General features: G+C 69.7%; 8 protein-coding genes. 3 read left to right on the top strand and 5 right to left on the bottom strand.

Annotation, left to right across the window (positions count from 1 at the left end; translation table 11 throughout):
* Positions 1-11 precede the first annotated feature (11 nt).
* On the bottom strand, positions 12-1,652 hold the full coding sequence (locus FJV41_RS02305) for a sigma-54-dependent Fis family transcriptional regulator (RefSeq protein WP_141640728.1): 1,641 nt from the start codon (positions 1,650-1,652) through the stop codon (positions 12-14).
* Positions 1,653-1,795: 143 nt separating this feature from the next.
* On the opposite strand from FJV41_RS02305, the gene FJV41_RS02300 reads away from it, so the two are divergent.
* Both FJV41_RS02300 and FJV41_RS02295 read left to right on the top strand, forming a co-directional pair.
* On the top strand, positions 1,796-2,662 hold the full coding sequence (locus FJV41_RS02300) for a DODA-type extradiol aromatic ring-opening family dioxygenase (RefSeq protein ID WP_141640727.1): 867 nt from the start codon (positions 1,796-1,798) through the stop codon (positions 2,660-2,662).
* Positions 2,663-2,691: 29 nt separating this feature from the next.
* The gene (locus FJV41_RS02295) at positions 2,692-3,312 is read left to right on the top strand and encodes a YceI family protein (protein ID WP_141640726.1); all 621 of its coding nucleotides are present in this window, start codon (positions 2,692-2,694) and stop codon (positions 3,310-3,312) included.
* A 98-nt stretch (positions 3,313-3,410) separates the two neighbouring features.
* On the opposite strand, the gene FJV41_RS02290 is transcribed toward FJV41_RS02295, so the two are convergent.
* From FJV41_RS02290 to FJV41_RS02275, 4 genes are all read right to left on the bottom strand, one after another.
* Positions 3,411-9,560, bottom strand: coding sequence for a DUF6982 domain-containing protein (locus FJV41_RS02290; RefSeq protein WP_246136951.1), 6,150 nt, complete (start codon positions 9,558-9,560; stop codon positions 3,411-3,413).
* Between the two features lie 141 nt (positions 9,561-9,701).
* Positions 9,702-11,135, bottom strand: a complete 1,434-nt coding sequence (locus FJV41_RS02285) for a peptidase MA family metallohydrolase (protein ID WP_141640724.1) — start codon at positions 11,133-11,135, stop codon at positions 9,702-9,704.
* 45 nt (positions 11,136-11,180) lie between these two features.
* Entirely contained in the window at positions 11,181-12,398 is a 1,218-nt protein-coding gene (ilvA, locus tag FJV41_RS02280; RefSeq protein WP_141640723.1) for a threonine ammonia-lyase, read from the bottom strand.
* A gap of 130 nt (positions 12,399-12,528) precedes the next feature.
* A complete protein-coding gene (locus FJV41_RS02275; RefSeq protein WP_141640722.1) occupies positions 12,529-13,758 on the bottom strand; it encodes a Glu/Leu/Phe/Val family dehydrogenase in 1,230 nt (409 codons plus the stop codon).
* 96 nt (positions 13,759-13,854) lie between these two features.
* Here FJV41_RS02275 and FJV41_RS02270 point away from each other — a divergent pair, with 96 nt between their 5' ends.
* Positions 13,855-14,352, top strand: coding sequence for a helix-turn-helix domain-containing protein (locus tag FJV41_RS02270; protein WP_141640721.1), 498 nt, complete (start codon positions 13,855-13,857; stop codon positions 14,350-14,352).
* The last annotated feature ends 105 nt before the right edge of the window (positions 14,353-14,457 follow it).

Raw genomic sequence — 14,457 nt, 5'->3', positions numbered from 1 at the left:
CGTGCCGTGCCTCAGTGGGCCGCCTCCGGGTGGCCGTACTGCTTGAGCTTCCGGTAGAGCGTGGCCACGCCGATGTCGAGCTGCTCGGCGGTGCGCGCCCGGTTGCCCGCGTTCTGCGCCAGCACCGCGAGGATGTAGTCCTTCTCCATGTCCTCGAGCCGGCGCGGGTTGCCGGCGGGGATGAGGCTGGGCGGCGCGGCGCGCACTTCCTCGGGCAGGTCATCGCGCTCCACGCGGCTGCCCTCGCACAGGGCCACCGCGCGCTCCAGCGCGTTGCCCAGCTCGCGCACGTTGCCCGGCCAGTCGTAGCGCAAAAGCTGGTCCGCCGCGTCGGGCGCGAGTCCGGACACCTTGCGGCCCAGGCGCTCCGCGGCCTCGGCGAGCAGCAGCCGGGCCAGGGGCAGGATGTCCTCGCGCCGCTCACGCAGCGGAGGGATGCGCAGCTCGATGACGCGCAGGCGGTAGTAGAGGTCCTGGCGGAAGCGGCCCGTGCGCACCTCCTCGCTCAAGTCGCGGTTGGTGGCGGCCACCACGCGCACGTCCACCTTGCGGCTGGTGTTCTCGCCCACGCGCCGGACTTCCTTCTCCTGGAGCGCGCGCAAAAGCTTGGCCTGCATGGAGGCCGGCACCTCGCCCACCTCGTCCAGGAAGAGGGTGCCGCCGTGCGCGGCCTCGAAGAGTCCGGGCCTGTCGTTCGTCGCGCCGGTGAAGGCGCCGCGCGCATGGCCGAACAGCTCACTCTCCAGCAGGCTCTCCGTGACGGCCGCGCAGTTGACGGCGATGAAGGCCTTGTGCGCGCGCGTGGACTCGTCGTGGATGAGGCGGGCGATGCGCTCCTTGCCCACGCCGCTCTCTCCGGTGACGAGCACCGTGGAGTCCACCTTCGCCGCGCGGCGCCCCAGGTTGATGACGCGCAGCATGGCCTCCGCGCGCGCCACCATGCCCGCCGGGTCCTCCGTCACGCCCGCGCGCGCCAGCGACTGCCGCTTCGCGCGCAGCTTGCGCTCGGCCTGCTTCAGCGCGTCCGTCACCTGGCCCAGCACGCCCTCCATGCACTGCGTCTCATAGAAGCGCAGCACCTCCTTGCACTCGGTGCTCCACTCCTCGGAAGGACGGCCGACGATGTGGCACGCCGCGTCCCCCTGGCCCACGCAGCGCACCTCCGTGCAGTAGATTTCCCGCCCGTTGACGTAGCTCATGTAGCCGGACGCGAAGCCGGTGAGGCTCCAGCACACTGGATGGTCCGCGCGGCCCAGGTGCAGCAGGTGCTGCTCGGCTTCATACGAGTCGCGCCACTGCGCCTCGGCGAAGGGCTCCGGGCCCTCCTCGGGCTTGCGCTCCACTCGCTCCACCCGCACCTGCCCCTGCAGCGTGTGCAGCCGTCCGCCCGCGCGGCGCCACAGCGATTCGTCCTTCCACGGCACCGCGCCCTTCATCGCCTCCGCGGTGCGCCAGCCGTGCGCGTAGCCCAGCCGCGTGAAGATGCCGCGCGCGGCCGTCACCCCCATCAGCTCCACCAGCTCCTTGCGCAACAGCCCCAGCGCCACCGGGTCCATGAGGAGCACCCGCTGCCCCGCGAAGTGGATGAGTCCGCCCCCCGGCTCGAAGGACAGCAGCTCCCCCAGCTCCAACGCGTCGAATGGCCCCGCCACGGTGTCCCGCTCCCTTCCAAAGTGATGTCTCTCTCTATCGTTTTGAGAGGCTCCGCGCACGCAAGGATGTTGAGAAGTCGTTATTTCAAGGGGTTGGAATGAGCTGGGCCCTGGTCCTGGGGTTGCAGTAGAAGGCCCCCATCATGGGAGACGGACTGGACAGGCGGGAGGTCTTGCAGGGCGCGGCGGCCGGCGTGGCGGGCGTCCTGGGCGCTGGCTCGAAGGGCGGGCGGGCTGCCGCGCTCTTCGTGTCGCACGGTTCGCCCATGGTGGCGCTGGACGCGGATGCGTATCCGCGCGCGCTGAAGACCTTTGGCGACAGCGTGGCGACGGCGCGGGCCGTCGTCGTGGTGTCCGCGCACTGGGAGACGCCGGGCGAGGTGCGCGTCACCGCGAGCGCGAAGCCTCCGCTCGTCTATGACTTCTCTGGCTTTCCGGAGGCGCTGTACCGGCTGCGGTACGCGGCGCCGGGCGCGCCGGACGTGGCGTCCGACGTGGTGGCCCGGTTGGGCGCGGCGGGGCTGAAGGCCGTCGCGGATATGGAGCGCGGCCTGGACCACGGTGCGTGGGTACCGCTGCTTCATACGTTTCCACAGGCAACGTTGCCGGTGGTGCAGGTGTCGATGCCGCTGGGCGCGAGCGCGGCGGACGTGGCGAAGATGGGCGAGGCCTTGCGCCCGCTGCGCGCCGAAGGCGTGCTGTTGATGGGAAGTGGTGGCATCGTCCACAACCTGCGCCGTGTGAATTTCCATCAGAAGGATGCGTCCCCGGAGCCGTGGGCGCAGTCCTTCGACACCTGGGTGGCGCAGAAGCTGGAGGCGCGGGATTTCGTGGGCCTCCAGTCATGGTTGGATGCACCGAATGCGAGGCTCGCGCATCCGAGAGCCGAGCATTTGTTGCCGCTGTACTTCGTCCTCGGAGCGGCCCTCCCCGAAGACCGTCTCACTTCAGTTTTCGAGGGCTTCCATCACGGAACCTTGTCCATGCGCAGCTTCGCGCTGCGCGCCTGAACCCGTAGTTCATCGAGGAGCACACCCCTATGAAGACGACCCTGAAGAGCGCGATTGCCCTGCTGGTGGCCCTGCCGTCCCTCGCCCTGGCTTCCACGTGGGACGTTGACACGGCCCACTCCGGCGCCGAGTTCTCCGTGAAGCACATGATGGTGACGAACGTGAAGGGCTCCTTCGGCAACGTGAAGGGCACCATCAACCTGGACGACAAGGACATCACCAAGTCCACCGTCGAGGCCACCATCGACGCGACGACCATCAACACGAACAACGCCAAGCGCGATGAGCACCTGAAGGCGCCGGACTTCTTCGACACGGCGAAGTTCCCGACCATCACCTTCAAGTCCACGAAGGTGGAGAAGGCGGGCGAGGGCAAGCTGAAGGTCACCGGCAACCTGACCATGCACGGCGTCACCAAGCCCGTCGTCCTGGACGTCACGGGCCCGACGAAGGAGTCGAAGGACCCCTGGGGCAACACCCGCACGGGCGTGGAGGCCACCACGAAGCTGAACCGCAAGGACTTCGGCCTGACCTACAACCAGGCGCTGGAGACGGGCGGCGTGGCGGTCGGTGAGGAAGTCACCGTGAACCTGGACCTGGCCCTGACGAAGAAGGCGGACGCCGCGGCTCCTGCCCCGGCGAAGAAGTAGTCGTCGCTTCGTTCATCGACGCTGAATGAAAGAGGGGCTCCCACGGTGGTGGGGGCCCCTCTGTCGTTTCAGGGTGTGCCGCGTGCCTGCCGTGGCGCTCAGCCCTCGGCGACGGCCTGCACGCTGGAGCGGTAGATGAAGATGCGGGCGGTGTTGGTGCGCTGGTCCGCGGGGACGACGAAGAAGCCGGGCGTCGTTCCCTTGAAGTCCTGCGAGAAGCCGGCGACCTGGCGTCCGTCGTTGAAGGTGACGCGAATCTTCTGACCCTCGGCCTGGGGCTGACGCGCGCCCGCGGCGAGCATGAAGAAGATGGCCTTCACGCGCTTGCCGGGAATCTGCTCCGGCGCGTAGCCGCTCTGCTGCTCCAGGGAGATGACCTCATCGAGCAGGTCCGCGTCGCGGATGGTGCCGCGCTTCACCTGTCCTTCGACGGTGTGGATGATGACGCGATGCTCACCTTCGATGAACGAGGTGATGGGCTCGGTGTGCATCGGCGGGGTGACCGCGAAGAGCGGCTCCCGTGAGGCGGCGAGTGTCTGCGTGCGCTCGGCCAGGGACGCGGAGGCCCTCGCGGCGGGGAGCGCGCTGGCCGTGTAGGGATTCGGCTGGGCCGGTGCGGGGCTTCTGAGCGCGGAGCTCAGCGCCGCCGCGGCCACGGCGGTGGCGGCGAGTGGAGGCGTGTCCTCGGGCGGTTCGACGGCCTCTTCCACCAGTTCGATTTCGGCGAGGTCCTGCTCGAGTTCGACGGGGACCTCCTCCTCTTCGAGGGGCGCGGGCGGCGTGTCGAGGCCGGACTCGGAGGAGGAGAAGTCGTTCACCGGGGCGCCGAACGGATGCGCGTCCTGGGCCTGCCAAGGCGTGGTGGCCGGGGGAGGGGACTCCTCGGACCAGGAGGCGTCCTCGGTTTGGACCTGCTCGGTGGGGAGCGCGTCCTCGGAGGACAGCTCGACCATGGGCTCCACGTCGACGGACGCGTTGCTCCACTCGGTCTGTTGGGCGGTGGCCTCGGCGTAGTGGCCTTCGTGGGCGGTTTGCTCACTGTCCCACGTCGAGGTCGGAGTGGCGGAGTCGGGAGAGCCGCTCCACTCGGACTGGGGGACGGGCTGCTGCTCGGACCACTCGGCGGTGGGCTCGGGCTCCGCTGAGACCCACTCGGGTTGGAGTTCGACGGGAGCGGCTTCGGCCGTGTTCCAGGCGGACGAGTGTTGCGTGCCGGGCGCGGACCACTCGGCCTGCGCGGGGGCCACTTCCTCCGGGGTTCCAGACCACTCGGCCTGGACCGCGTCGGCGGGGAGTTCTTCCGTGGAGGCCCACTCGGACTGCGACGCGGGAGTGCCGGCTGCGTCCGTGGTGGCCCACTCAGCCTGGACGGCGTCGGCGGGGAGTTCCTCCGTCGCGGCCCACTCAGGCTGAGCGGTGGCGGTGGCTACCTCGCCCGTGGATGCAGACCAGTCGGTCTGGACGGCGTCGGCGGGGAGTTCCTCCGTCGCGGCCCACTCGGCTTGTGCTTCCGTCGAGGCGGCGTGCTCTCCCGGAGTCTCCGTCGTGGCCCATTCGGCCTGGACGGCGTCGGGTGCGAGCTCTTCGGTCGTGGCCGCCCACTCAGGCTGGGCCGTGGCAACCGGCTCACCGGTGGACTCCGCGGCCCACTCTGCTTGAACAGCGTCGGGCGCTAGCTCCTCCATCGCGGCCCATTCAGGCTGCGCGGTGGCGGTGGCGGTGTCACCCGTGGACGCGGACCAGTCGGTCTGGACCGCGTCGGCGGGGAGCTCTTCCGTGGCGGCCCACTTGGGCTGTGCGGTGGCGGTGGCTGCGTCGCCCGTGGAGGTGGACCACTCGGTCTGCACCGCTTCGGGCGCAATCTCTTCCGTCGTGGCGGCCCACTCGGGCTGCGCGGTGGCAACCGCTGCGTCGCCGGTGGCTGCGGACCACTCGGTCTGGACTGCGTCGGCGGGGAGTTCCTCCGTCACGACCCACTCAGGCTGAGCAGGGGTGGCTTCGCCAGGAGAGGTGGACCACTCGGCCTGGACTGCGTCGGCGGGGAGCTCTTCCGTCGTGGCCCACTCGGGCTGCGGCGCGGGAGTGCCGGTTGCGTCCGTGGTGGCCCACTCGGCCTGGACTGCGTCGGCGGGGAGCTCTTCCGTCGTGGCCCACTCGGGCTGCGGCGCGGGAGTGCCGGTTGCGTCCGTGGTGGCCCACTCCGTCTGGACCGCGTCGGCGGGGAGTTCTTCCGTCGTGGCCCATTCGGGCTGCGCAGGGGCGGCTTCGCCAGTGGAGGTGGCCCACTCGGTCTGGACCGCGTCGGCGGGGAGTTCTTCCGTGGCGGCCCACTCGGGCTGAGCGGTGGCGGTGGCTACCTCGCCCGTAGCTGCGGCCCACTCGGTCTGGACTGCGTCGGCGGGGAGTTCCTCGGTCGCGGCCCACTCGGGCTGCGCGGCGGGAGTGCCGGTTTCCGTGGTGGCCCACTCGGCCTGGACGGCGTCGGCGGGGAGTTCCTCCGCCGCGGCCCACTCGGGCTGAGCGGTGGCAACTGCTGCGTCACTCGTGGTGGCGGACCATTCGGTCTGGACCGCGTCGGCGGGGAGTTCTTCCGTCGCGGCCCACTCAGGCTGAGCGGTGGCGGTGGCTGCGTCGCCGGTGGTGGCGGACCATTCGGTCTGGACTGCGTCGGCGGGGAGTTCTTCCGTCGCGGCCCACTCAGGCTGAGCAGGGGCGGCTTCGCCAGGAGCAGTGGCCCACTCGGCCTGGACTGCGTCGGCGGGGAGTTCTTCCGTGGCGGCCCATTCGGGCTGAGCAGGGGCGGCTTCGCCAGGGGAGGTGGCCCACTCAGTCTGGACAGCGTCGGCGGGGAGTTCCTCCGTCGCGGCCCACTCGGGCTGAGCGGTGGCGGTGGCTGCATCGCCCGTGGAGGCGGACCACTCGGCCTGGACAGCGTCGGCGGGGAGTTCTTCCGTCGCGGCCCACTCGGGCTGCGGAGCGGGAGTGCCAGTTGCGTCCGTGGTGGCCCATTCGGCCTGGACAGCGTCGGCGGGGAGTTCCTCGGTCGCGGCCCACTCGGGCTGTGCAGTGGCGGTGGCTGCGTCGCTTGTTGCTGCAGACCACTCGGTCTGGACCGCGTCGGAGGGGAGTTCCTCTGGGGTGGCCCACTCGGGCTGAGCGGTGGCGGTGGCTGCGTCGCCCGTGGTGGCGGACCAGTCGGTCTGGACCGCGTCGGCGGGGAGTTCTTCCGTGGTGGCCCACTCGGCCTGCGACGCGGGAGTGCCGGCTGCGTCCGTGGTGGCCCACTCAGCCTGGACCGCGTCGGCGGGGAGTTCCTCCGTCGCGGCCCACTCCGGCTGCGCGGTGGCGGTGACTACCTCGCCCGTGGATGCAGACCACTCGGTCTGGACTGCGTCGGCGGGGAGTTCCTCCGTCGCGGCCCACTCCGGCTGTGCTTCCGTCGAGGCGGCGTGCTCTCCCGGAGTCTCCGTCGTGGCCCATTCCGCCTGGACGGCGTCGGGTGCGAGCTCTTCGGTCGTGGCTGCCCACTCAGGCTGGGCCGTGGCAACCGGCTCACCCGTGGACTCCGTGGACCACTGCTGCGTGGCGTTGGACGTAGCCTCGCCCGTGGTCTCCGCGGACCACTCGGTCTGGACGGCGTCGGCGGGGAGTTCCTCCGTCGCGGCCCACTCGGGCTGTGCCTCGGTCGTCGACCACTCCGACTGAGCGGCCTCGGGCGCGAGTTCCGTCGGCGCTGCCCAGGCCTGCTCGGCATTGCCTTGCTCGGCCTCGGTGGATGCGGCAGCCCATTCGGATTGGAGTTCGATGCCCTCGGAACTCGCCGTGGCGGAGTCCCCCGTGGACGCGTCGGAGGACACCCACTCGGGTTGCAGCTCGATGGGCGCGCCCTCTTCCGTCGCCCCGACATGCTCCGAAGCGAGGCTCGCGCTGCTCGCCAGGGGCTCCAGGTCACCCGACTGAGTGCCCCATTCGGCCTCGCCGGAAGCGTCGGCCGGAAGGTCCAGTCCTCGCTCATCCGAGGTCGAGAACTGCCCAGGCTCAAGGAACTCGCCAGCGCTCGCGAGAGGCACGGCCTCCTCGGGATTGCCGCTCAGGTCGAATCCATCCTGCGAAGCCGCAGCACTGAGCGACGCCGCTGTCCCCGTGAAGTCGGTCGCCGCGTCGGTGTCGACCGCGATGGTGTCGGCCTGGAGATCGGGCCCGACCTGCACAGCGCGAAGCTCCAGTGAAGGCACCGTGTCCGTGCTGAAGGGCGACTCCACGGCAGACGAGGCTTCCGCCTCCACGCCAAGGTCCCCCACCTCGAAGGTAGGGGGCTCACCCTGAGCCGCCGTCTCCTCGAAGGGTGTGGCGCTCACTTCCTCGGTGCTCACCGGCTCGGCGGAGAGGAAGTCCTCGGACGCTCCTTCGGTGCTCACATCACCGCCATCGAGCGCAATCTCCTCGACGGCGGGCGAAGTGGCGACGTCGGAGTCTCCCTGTGCGCTCTCTACCGACGGCGAGGCGTCCCAGCTGCTTGAAGTCGCGTCGAGAGACAGCTCCCCGGCATGCGACTCCGGAGCCGATGCCGCGAACTCTTCCGCCGAAGCGGGCTCGAGCATGTCGGACGCATCGAGCGAAATCTCCGCGCCAGCGGCATCGTGAGCCGCCGCCGTGGAATCCTCGGTGCCAGCATCCCGCGGCGCGAAGGTGGACTCGCCCACGCCAGGGTCCTCGGACGACTCGTAGGCCGAGTCGCTCAAGATGCCCGTGTCCTGGGCGGCGAAGTCCAGGTCAGCTCCCGCGTCGTGCGCGGCAGCGTCGCTCGCCGAAAGCTCCTCCGTCACATCGCTCGAGTCGAGCGACATGGGTTCGGCGTTCTCCATCGCCCCGACGTCGATGACGTCATTGGCGTCGGCGAGGTCCGTCGCGGACGACTCCATCGGGTCCACGGCCAGGGGCGCGGAGGCCCAGGCTTCGTCGAGGGACGAAGGGGCCTGTTCCTCGGCCAGCATCGGCTCGCTGTCCGCTGTCGCGTCGAGCAGTTCGACCTCCGAGGAGGGAACCTCCACCTCGGACTCGGAGGCGGTGAGCGTCGTTTCCTCGGAAGGCTGTGCCGCGAGGAGGGAGGACGTCGAGGGCTCCTCGGCCGATTCGACCTCCAGGGAGAGGTCGGCGAAGGACGACTCGAGCGAGGTCTCCGGCTCACGTCGCGGAGCGGCCTGCTCCACCTGCGTGTCGAGCTCTCCGAAGTCCTCTTCCGCGGCCAGCTGTGATGCCTCGCTCGGCGCGACGTCCTGGTGGCTCAGCGGCGGCTGTCCGCTCTCGAGGTCGTCAGTGGCGTCCTCGAATGCGTCCGTGGTGGGCACATCCGTTTCCGAGACCTCCAGCACGTCCTCGAACGACGAGGCGTCGGACGTGGCCACGGTCGGCGCGCCAGCAGGGGGCGTGGGACTCGGGGCCATCCACGGGGCCGGCTCACTCAGGGCGGGGATGTCGATGTCGTCCGCGCTGAGGGCCAGGTTCTCCGGCTCCGGGGCGGGAGGCGTGTAGGGGGCCTGGGCCGGCTGCTCGTAGCCCGCGTAGTAGGACTGCTGCGCGGGGTCGGTGGCCTGGGCCTCTTGAGGCTCGGCGGCGGGCCAGCCCTGGTTCGGATCATACCCCTGCTGCTGCGCGTAGGCCTGATTCGGATCGTAACCCTGCTGCTGCGCGTAGGCCTGGTTCGGGTCGTAGCCCTGCTGTGCGTAACCCTGGTTCGGGTCGTAGCCTTGCTGCTGCGCGTAGGCCTGATTCGGATCGTAACCCTGCTGCGCGTAACCCTGATTCGGGTCGTAGCCCTGCTGCTGCGCATAGGCCTGATTCGGGTCGTAGGCCTGGTTCGGGTCGTAGCCCGGCTGCGCGTAACCCTGATTCGGATCGTAACCCTGGTTCGGGTCGTAGCCCTGGGCGGGGTAGGCGTACCACTGGCCGTCGGCGCCGTAGTAGCCCTGGGGCTGCTGCTCGTAGCCAGCGGGGTAGGCGTACCACTGGCCATCAGCGGCGTAGTAGCCCTGGGGCTGCTGCTCGTAGCCAGCGGGGTAGGCGTACCACTGGCCATCAGCGGCGTAGTAGCCCTGGGGCGCCGCCTCCTGCTGCTGCCAGGTGGAAGCGTCGGACGCGGGGGTGTCCTGGATGCCGAGGAGGCCACGCAGCTCTCCCCAGCGCGCCTCCTCCACGGGAGACAGGCTGCCCAGCTTCCGCTTCTCGTCGAGGAAGCGAAATTCTCTCATTGCTGCACGCGTGTCCGACATCCGTCACCTTGCTGCGGACGGCGGACTGCCCGGTTACCGTCGCAGCGCAAATGGGGGGGGCTGCGAGTGTAGGAGACTCCCGGGGAGGGGTAAACCAAATGGACCAAGCTTGCCCGGCCGCTACCTCTGCCGGACGATCTTCTCGATCTCCGAATCGAGGTCTTCCAGGGTCATTCCATAGTGGGTCTTCAGCGCCGCCTCGAAGGGCACCTGCCGCTTGCACACATCCCGGGTGAGGGTCAGCAGGCGGTGGGCGCCCTCCCGGCGCATCAGCTCCTGGACCGCCATTCCGGAGATGGCATACGCCATGGTCGCGCTGGGGGTGTTGATCGGGGAGACCTTCATCATCTGCTTGACGCTGATGAGGGACAGGGCTGGGTCGGCGAGCACCGTCCGCATCTGATCCACCATCTCCAGGTCGGGGCCCGGGACGTCCAGGTACTTCCACTCCACGAACATGGAAAGCCCCTCGTTGTACCAGAGGGGAAGGCGGACCATGTCGCCGTCGCCCCCTCCGCAGATGTCGGCGACCGTGGCATGGACGTACTCGTGGATGATGGTGGCCTTGGTCTCCTTCGTCAGCTCCTTGGCGTTGTTGATGGCGATGGCGTTCTCGAAATACTTCCCAGCCACGACCCTCGCCACGCGCGGACCGAAGGCCGTCGCGAACTCCTGGCCGGTGTAGAGCACGACGGACACGGGGGTCTCGCGTGCCTCGCCCAGGACGCCTCGGGTGAAGTGGTAGGCATCGCTGAGAATCTCGACGATGTGCCCCTCGTAGTCAGCACGTTGGCCGAAGTCGCGATCATTGTTGAAGTAGCTGATGACGAACCGGCTGTTGGAACGCACCCGCATGCCCCTGGCGTCCACCCCGGACTCGAAGCCGAGCTTGGGCCCCCGGATGCTCATCCCCGGCCGCGTCTCCAGTGACACGACGGAGGCCTCCTCGCCCCCCATCGCGCTCGCGGGACGTGTCTGCCCGGGCTGAGGGGCGGAACTTCCAAGGCGCCGGGAGATGCGCGTGGCCTCGGACCGGGCCGCGTCTTCCTGAAGTGTCTGCTGGCGGGCCTTCTGGAGCAGTCGTTTGGCCTCGGCCGACTCCTTCGCGCGGGGAGGCACCTTCTCGAACGCCGCCTGGGCGCCCACGAAGTCCTGCTCCTCCAGCAGCAGCTTGCCGAGCTCCAGCGGGAAGCTCCCGTCCTTGGGGAAGAGCGTCACGCCCTTCACCAGGGCGGACTCGGCCGCTGCCCGCTGCTCCGTCTTGCGCGCGGCGCTCGCCAGGCAGCGGATGGCCGGCGCGGACTCCTCGTACAGGATGGCGCGCTCTCCCATCGAGTACGCCATCACCGTGTCGTCCTTCATCAGCGCCTGGCAGCCCTTGACCAGCGCGCCGGAGACCGTGGCCCGCTGCTCCGCCGGAACCGCCTTCGCATCCCCTGACGAGAAGGCCAGGTACAGCTCCTCCCAGGACTTCTGTCCGGAGAGTTCTTTCGCCTTCTGGGCGGGCGTTTGCGGCGTGGTGGCGAGCAGGAGCGCGACGAACAGGAAACGCATGTCCCCAGTATGGCCGAGCCCCGCCGCGTGCGCGCAAGACCCCAGCTACTTGCGGGCCACCTGCCAGCCCAGCTCCTCCAGGGCTTGCTCCAACTCGCGGATGTGGGCCGGGCCCGTCGTCTCCAGCGTCACCTCCACCATGGCCTCGCCCAGCCCCGCCTTCGAGAAGGCGCGCTCGTGGTGGAGGTCCACCACGTTGGCCCTCAGGTCGGCGATGCGCGAGGTCAGCCGCGCGAGCATCCCAGGCCTGTCCGGCAGCCGCACCTCGAGCTGGACCAGGCGTCCGGCCTTCACCAGTCCGCGCTCGATGATGCGGCTGATGACGTTCATGTCGATGTTGCCGCCGCTCAGGACGATGGCGGTGCGCTTGCCCTTGGCCTGGGGGACGCGGCCATTGAGCACCGCCGCCACGCCCACCGCGCCCGCGCCCTCCACCACGCTCTTCTCCTGCTCCAGCAGCGTGAGGATGGCGGCGGCGATCTCCTCCTCGTCCACCGACACCACCGCGTCCACGTACTTACGCACCATGGGGAAGGTGAGCTCCCCCACCTTCTTCACGGCGATGCCATCCGCGATGGTGGTGCCCGCGGCGGGCAGCTCCACCAGCTTCCCGGCTTCAATCGACGCCTTCATGCTGTCGATGGTGGACGTCTGCACGCCCACGATAATGATGCCCGGCTTGCTCTCCTTCAGCGCGCACGCCACGCCGGAGATGAGCCCGCCTCCGCCAATGGGCACCAGCACCACCTCCACGTCCGGCCACTGCTCCAGGAGCTCCAGCCCCAGCGTCCCCTGGCCCGCGATGACATGCGCGTCATTGAACGGGTGCACGAAGACGAGCCCTTCCTCCTGCTGGATTCGCAGCGCCTCCGCGTAGGCCTCGTCGTAGTTGGAGCCCTTGAGCACCACGCGCGCGCCGTACTCATCCCGCGTGCGCGACACCTTGATGAGCGGCGTGCGCTCCGGCATGACGATGGTGGCCTTCACCCCCAACCGACGCGCGTGGTAGGCGACCCCCTGCGCGTGGTTGCCGGCCGACGCGGCGATGACCCCGCGCTTTCGCTCCTCCGGCGTCAGCGTCAGCAGCTTGTTGAGCGCGCCGCGCTCCTTGAAGGCGCCCGTGCGCTGGAGGTTCTCCAGCTTGAAGTACACCGCCGCGCACTCCGTCCGCTCGGTGAAGTAGTCCGAGGCGGGGCAGGGCGTGGGGCGGATGGCGTCGCGCAGACGCTCCCGCGCGGCGAGGATGTCCTGGAGGGTGACCATGAGCGTGCGCGTGTAGCGGAAGCGCGCCCCGGGCGGAAGGGACAGTCGGCACCGGAGTGCCCGCCCTCCCGGGTTGCCGCGATGCGGCAGGCTCGCCCGGCGGGAGGACGGACGAGCACGCCCGCGCGCGTCAGATGCCGCGCAGCACGGTGGCCTTGCCCACCCGGCCGATGGCGAGGATGTAGGCCGCCGTCCGCATGGAGACCTTTCGCGAGCGGGCAATCTGCGCCACGCGCTCGTAGGCCTCCTTCATCGTCTTCTCCAGCTCCGCGTTGACGCGGTCCTCTTCCCAGGACAGGTGCTGGAGGTTCTGCACCCACTCGAAGTAGCTCACCGTGACGCCACCGGAGCTGGCGAGCACGTCCGGCACCACGAAGATGCCGCGCTTCTCGAAGATTTCGTCCGCTTCCGGCTGGGTGGGGCCGTTGGCGCCCTCGATGATGAGGCGCGCGCGCACCGCGTTCGCGTTGTCGCGGGTGAGCACGTGGCCGAGCGCCGCGGGGATGAGGACCTCGCAGTCCGCCCCGAGCACGTCCTCGTTGCTACACGCCGTGCCGCCACCGAAGCCCGTCACCGTGCCGGTGCGCTTGACGTGCTCGAAGAGGGAGGGGACGTCCAGGCCCTGCGGGTTGCGCACGCCGCCCAGCACGTCCGACACGGCGACCACCACGCCGCCGTCTTCCCACAACAGCTGCGCGGTGTGGCTGCCCACGTTGCCGAAGCCCTGAATCGCGAAGCGCGTGCCCTTCACCGGCAGGCCCAAATCCCTGAGGATTTCGCGGCACACGTACAGCAGGCCGCGCCCGGTGGCCGCCTCGCGGCCCTTGGAGCCGTAGAGCTCCAGCGGCTTGCCCGTGACGACGGCGGGCGAGTGGCCGTGGTAGCGCGAGTACTGGTCCATGATCCACGCCATCACCTGGGGGTTGGTGTTGACGTCGGGGGCGGGGATGTCACGCGTGGGGCCGATGACGTCCTGAATCTGGTCGACGAACTTGCGCGTCAGCCGCTCCAGCTCCTTGAGGCTCAGCTGGGAGGGGTCGCAGGCGATGCCGCCCTTGGCGCCGCCGTAGGGCACATTCACGACGGCCGTCTTCCACGTCATCAGCGACGCGAGCGACGCGGACTCGTCCTGGTCCAGGCCGGGGTGGTAGCGCAGGCCGCCCTTCATGGGCCCCCGGCTGTTGTCGTGCTGAATCCGGTAGCCCAGGAAGGTGCGAATCTCGCCGGAGTCCATCTCGATGGAGACCTGGACCTTCACCTCGCGCAGCGGCGTGGCGAGCAGCGTTTCGATGGGGGTGCCCACGTCCATGATCCGCGCGGCCTTGCGGAAGAAGTAGTTGGTACCCTCGACGGCGCTCATGTTTCGCAGTGCTCCTGGTGGCTGCGGTGGGTCCAACCGGTCCCGCCCCGCGCGAAAGACCTTAACAGAAGGGGTGCGCTACCATAGGAAACTGCCATGTCTCCCGGCCCTCCGGATGCTTCCGCGGTGAACGGACACCTGCAGGGCCTGGCCCGGCGGATTCGCGCGCTGCGAGAGCGACGCGGCCTCACCCAGGAAGACTTCGCCGCCCGGTGTGGCATCTCCGTGTCCTTCGCGTCACTGCTGGAGCGCGGAGAGCGAGGCCCCAGCTACGAGACGCTCCTCCAGGTGGCCGTCGCGCTGGAGCTGCCCTTGTGGGAGCTGCTCCGGCTGGATGACGTGGACGACGCGGGAGCCCACCGGTTGGAGGGCTTCGCCCGGGTCCGCCGGCTGTCGCGACAGGACGTGGACCGGCTGCTGGAAGTGGCGGAGGTGATGTTCAGCGCGGGCCCCATTCCGTCGCGGCCCACCGGGCCCGAGCCCGCGCGCTGCGAGGAGCCCGAGTGCGAGCGGCCCGTGCTGGCCCGAGGCCTGTGCACCGCCCACTACCACCGGGCCCGACGCAGGAAGGCCGCGGAGCAGGAAGGCGCCTGACCCGAGAAGGGGCGCCTCCCCGAGTCATCTCGGAAGCGCCCAGGCCAGCAAGACGCCTGCTCCGAGTCCTGGCTCGCGGCGGCCCCGGGAAGCACGTGCCTCCCG

This window comes from Myxococcus llanfairpwllgwyngyllgogerychwyrndrobwllllantysiliogogogochensis (assembly GCF_006636215.1).
GTDB lineage: Bacteria > Myxococcota > Myxococcia > Myxococcales > Myxococcaceae > Myxococcus > Myxococcus llanfairpwllgwyngyllgogerychwyrndrobwllllantysiliogogogochensis.
This window is presented reverse-complemented; position numbering and strand designations above follow the sequence as displayed.

Excerpts from the sequence above, each read along its gene's own strand:
- FJV41_RS02300 (WP_141640727.1), top strand. The coding sequence starts at position 1,796 with ATGGGAGACGGACTGGACAGGCGGGAGGTCTTGCAGGGCGCGGCGGCC.
- FJV41_RS02295 (WP_141640726.1), top strand. The coding sequence starts at position 2,692 with ATGAAGACGACCCTGAAGAGCGCGATTGCCCTGCTGGTGGCCCTGCCG.
- FJV41_RS02290 (WP_246136951.1), bottom strand. The coding sequence starts at position 9,560 with ATGAGAGAATTTCGCTTCCTCGACGAGAAGCGGAAGCTGGGCAGCCTG.
- FJV41_RS02285 (WP_141640724.1), bottom strand. The coding sequence starts at position 11,135 with ATGCGTTTCCTGTTCGTCGCGCTCCTGCTCGCCACCACGCCGCAAACG.
- ilvA (WP_141640723.1), bottom strand. The coding sequence starts at position 12,398 with ATGGTCACCCTCCAGGACATCCTCGCCGCGCGGGAGCGTCTGCGCGAC.
- FJV41_RS02275 (WP_141640722.1), bottom strand. The coding sequence starts at position 13,758 with ATGAGCGCCGTCGAGGGTACCAACTACTTCTTCCGCAAGGCCGCGCGG.
- FJV41_RS02270 (WP_141640721.1), top strand. The coding sequence starts at position 13,855 with ATGTCTCCCGGCCCTCCGGATGCTTCCGCGGTGAACGGACACCTGCAG.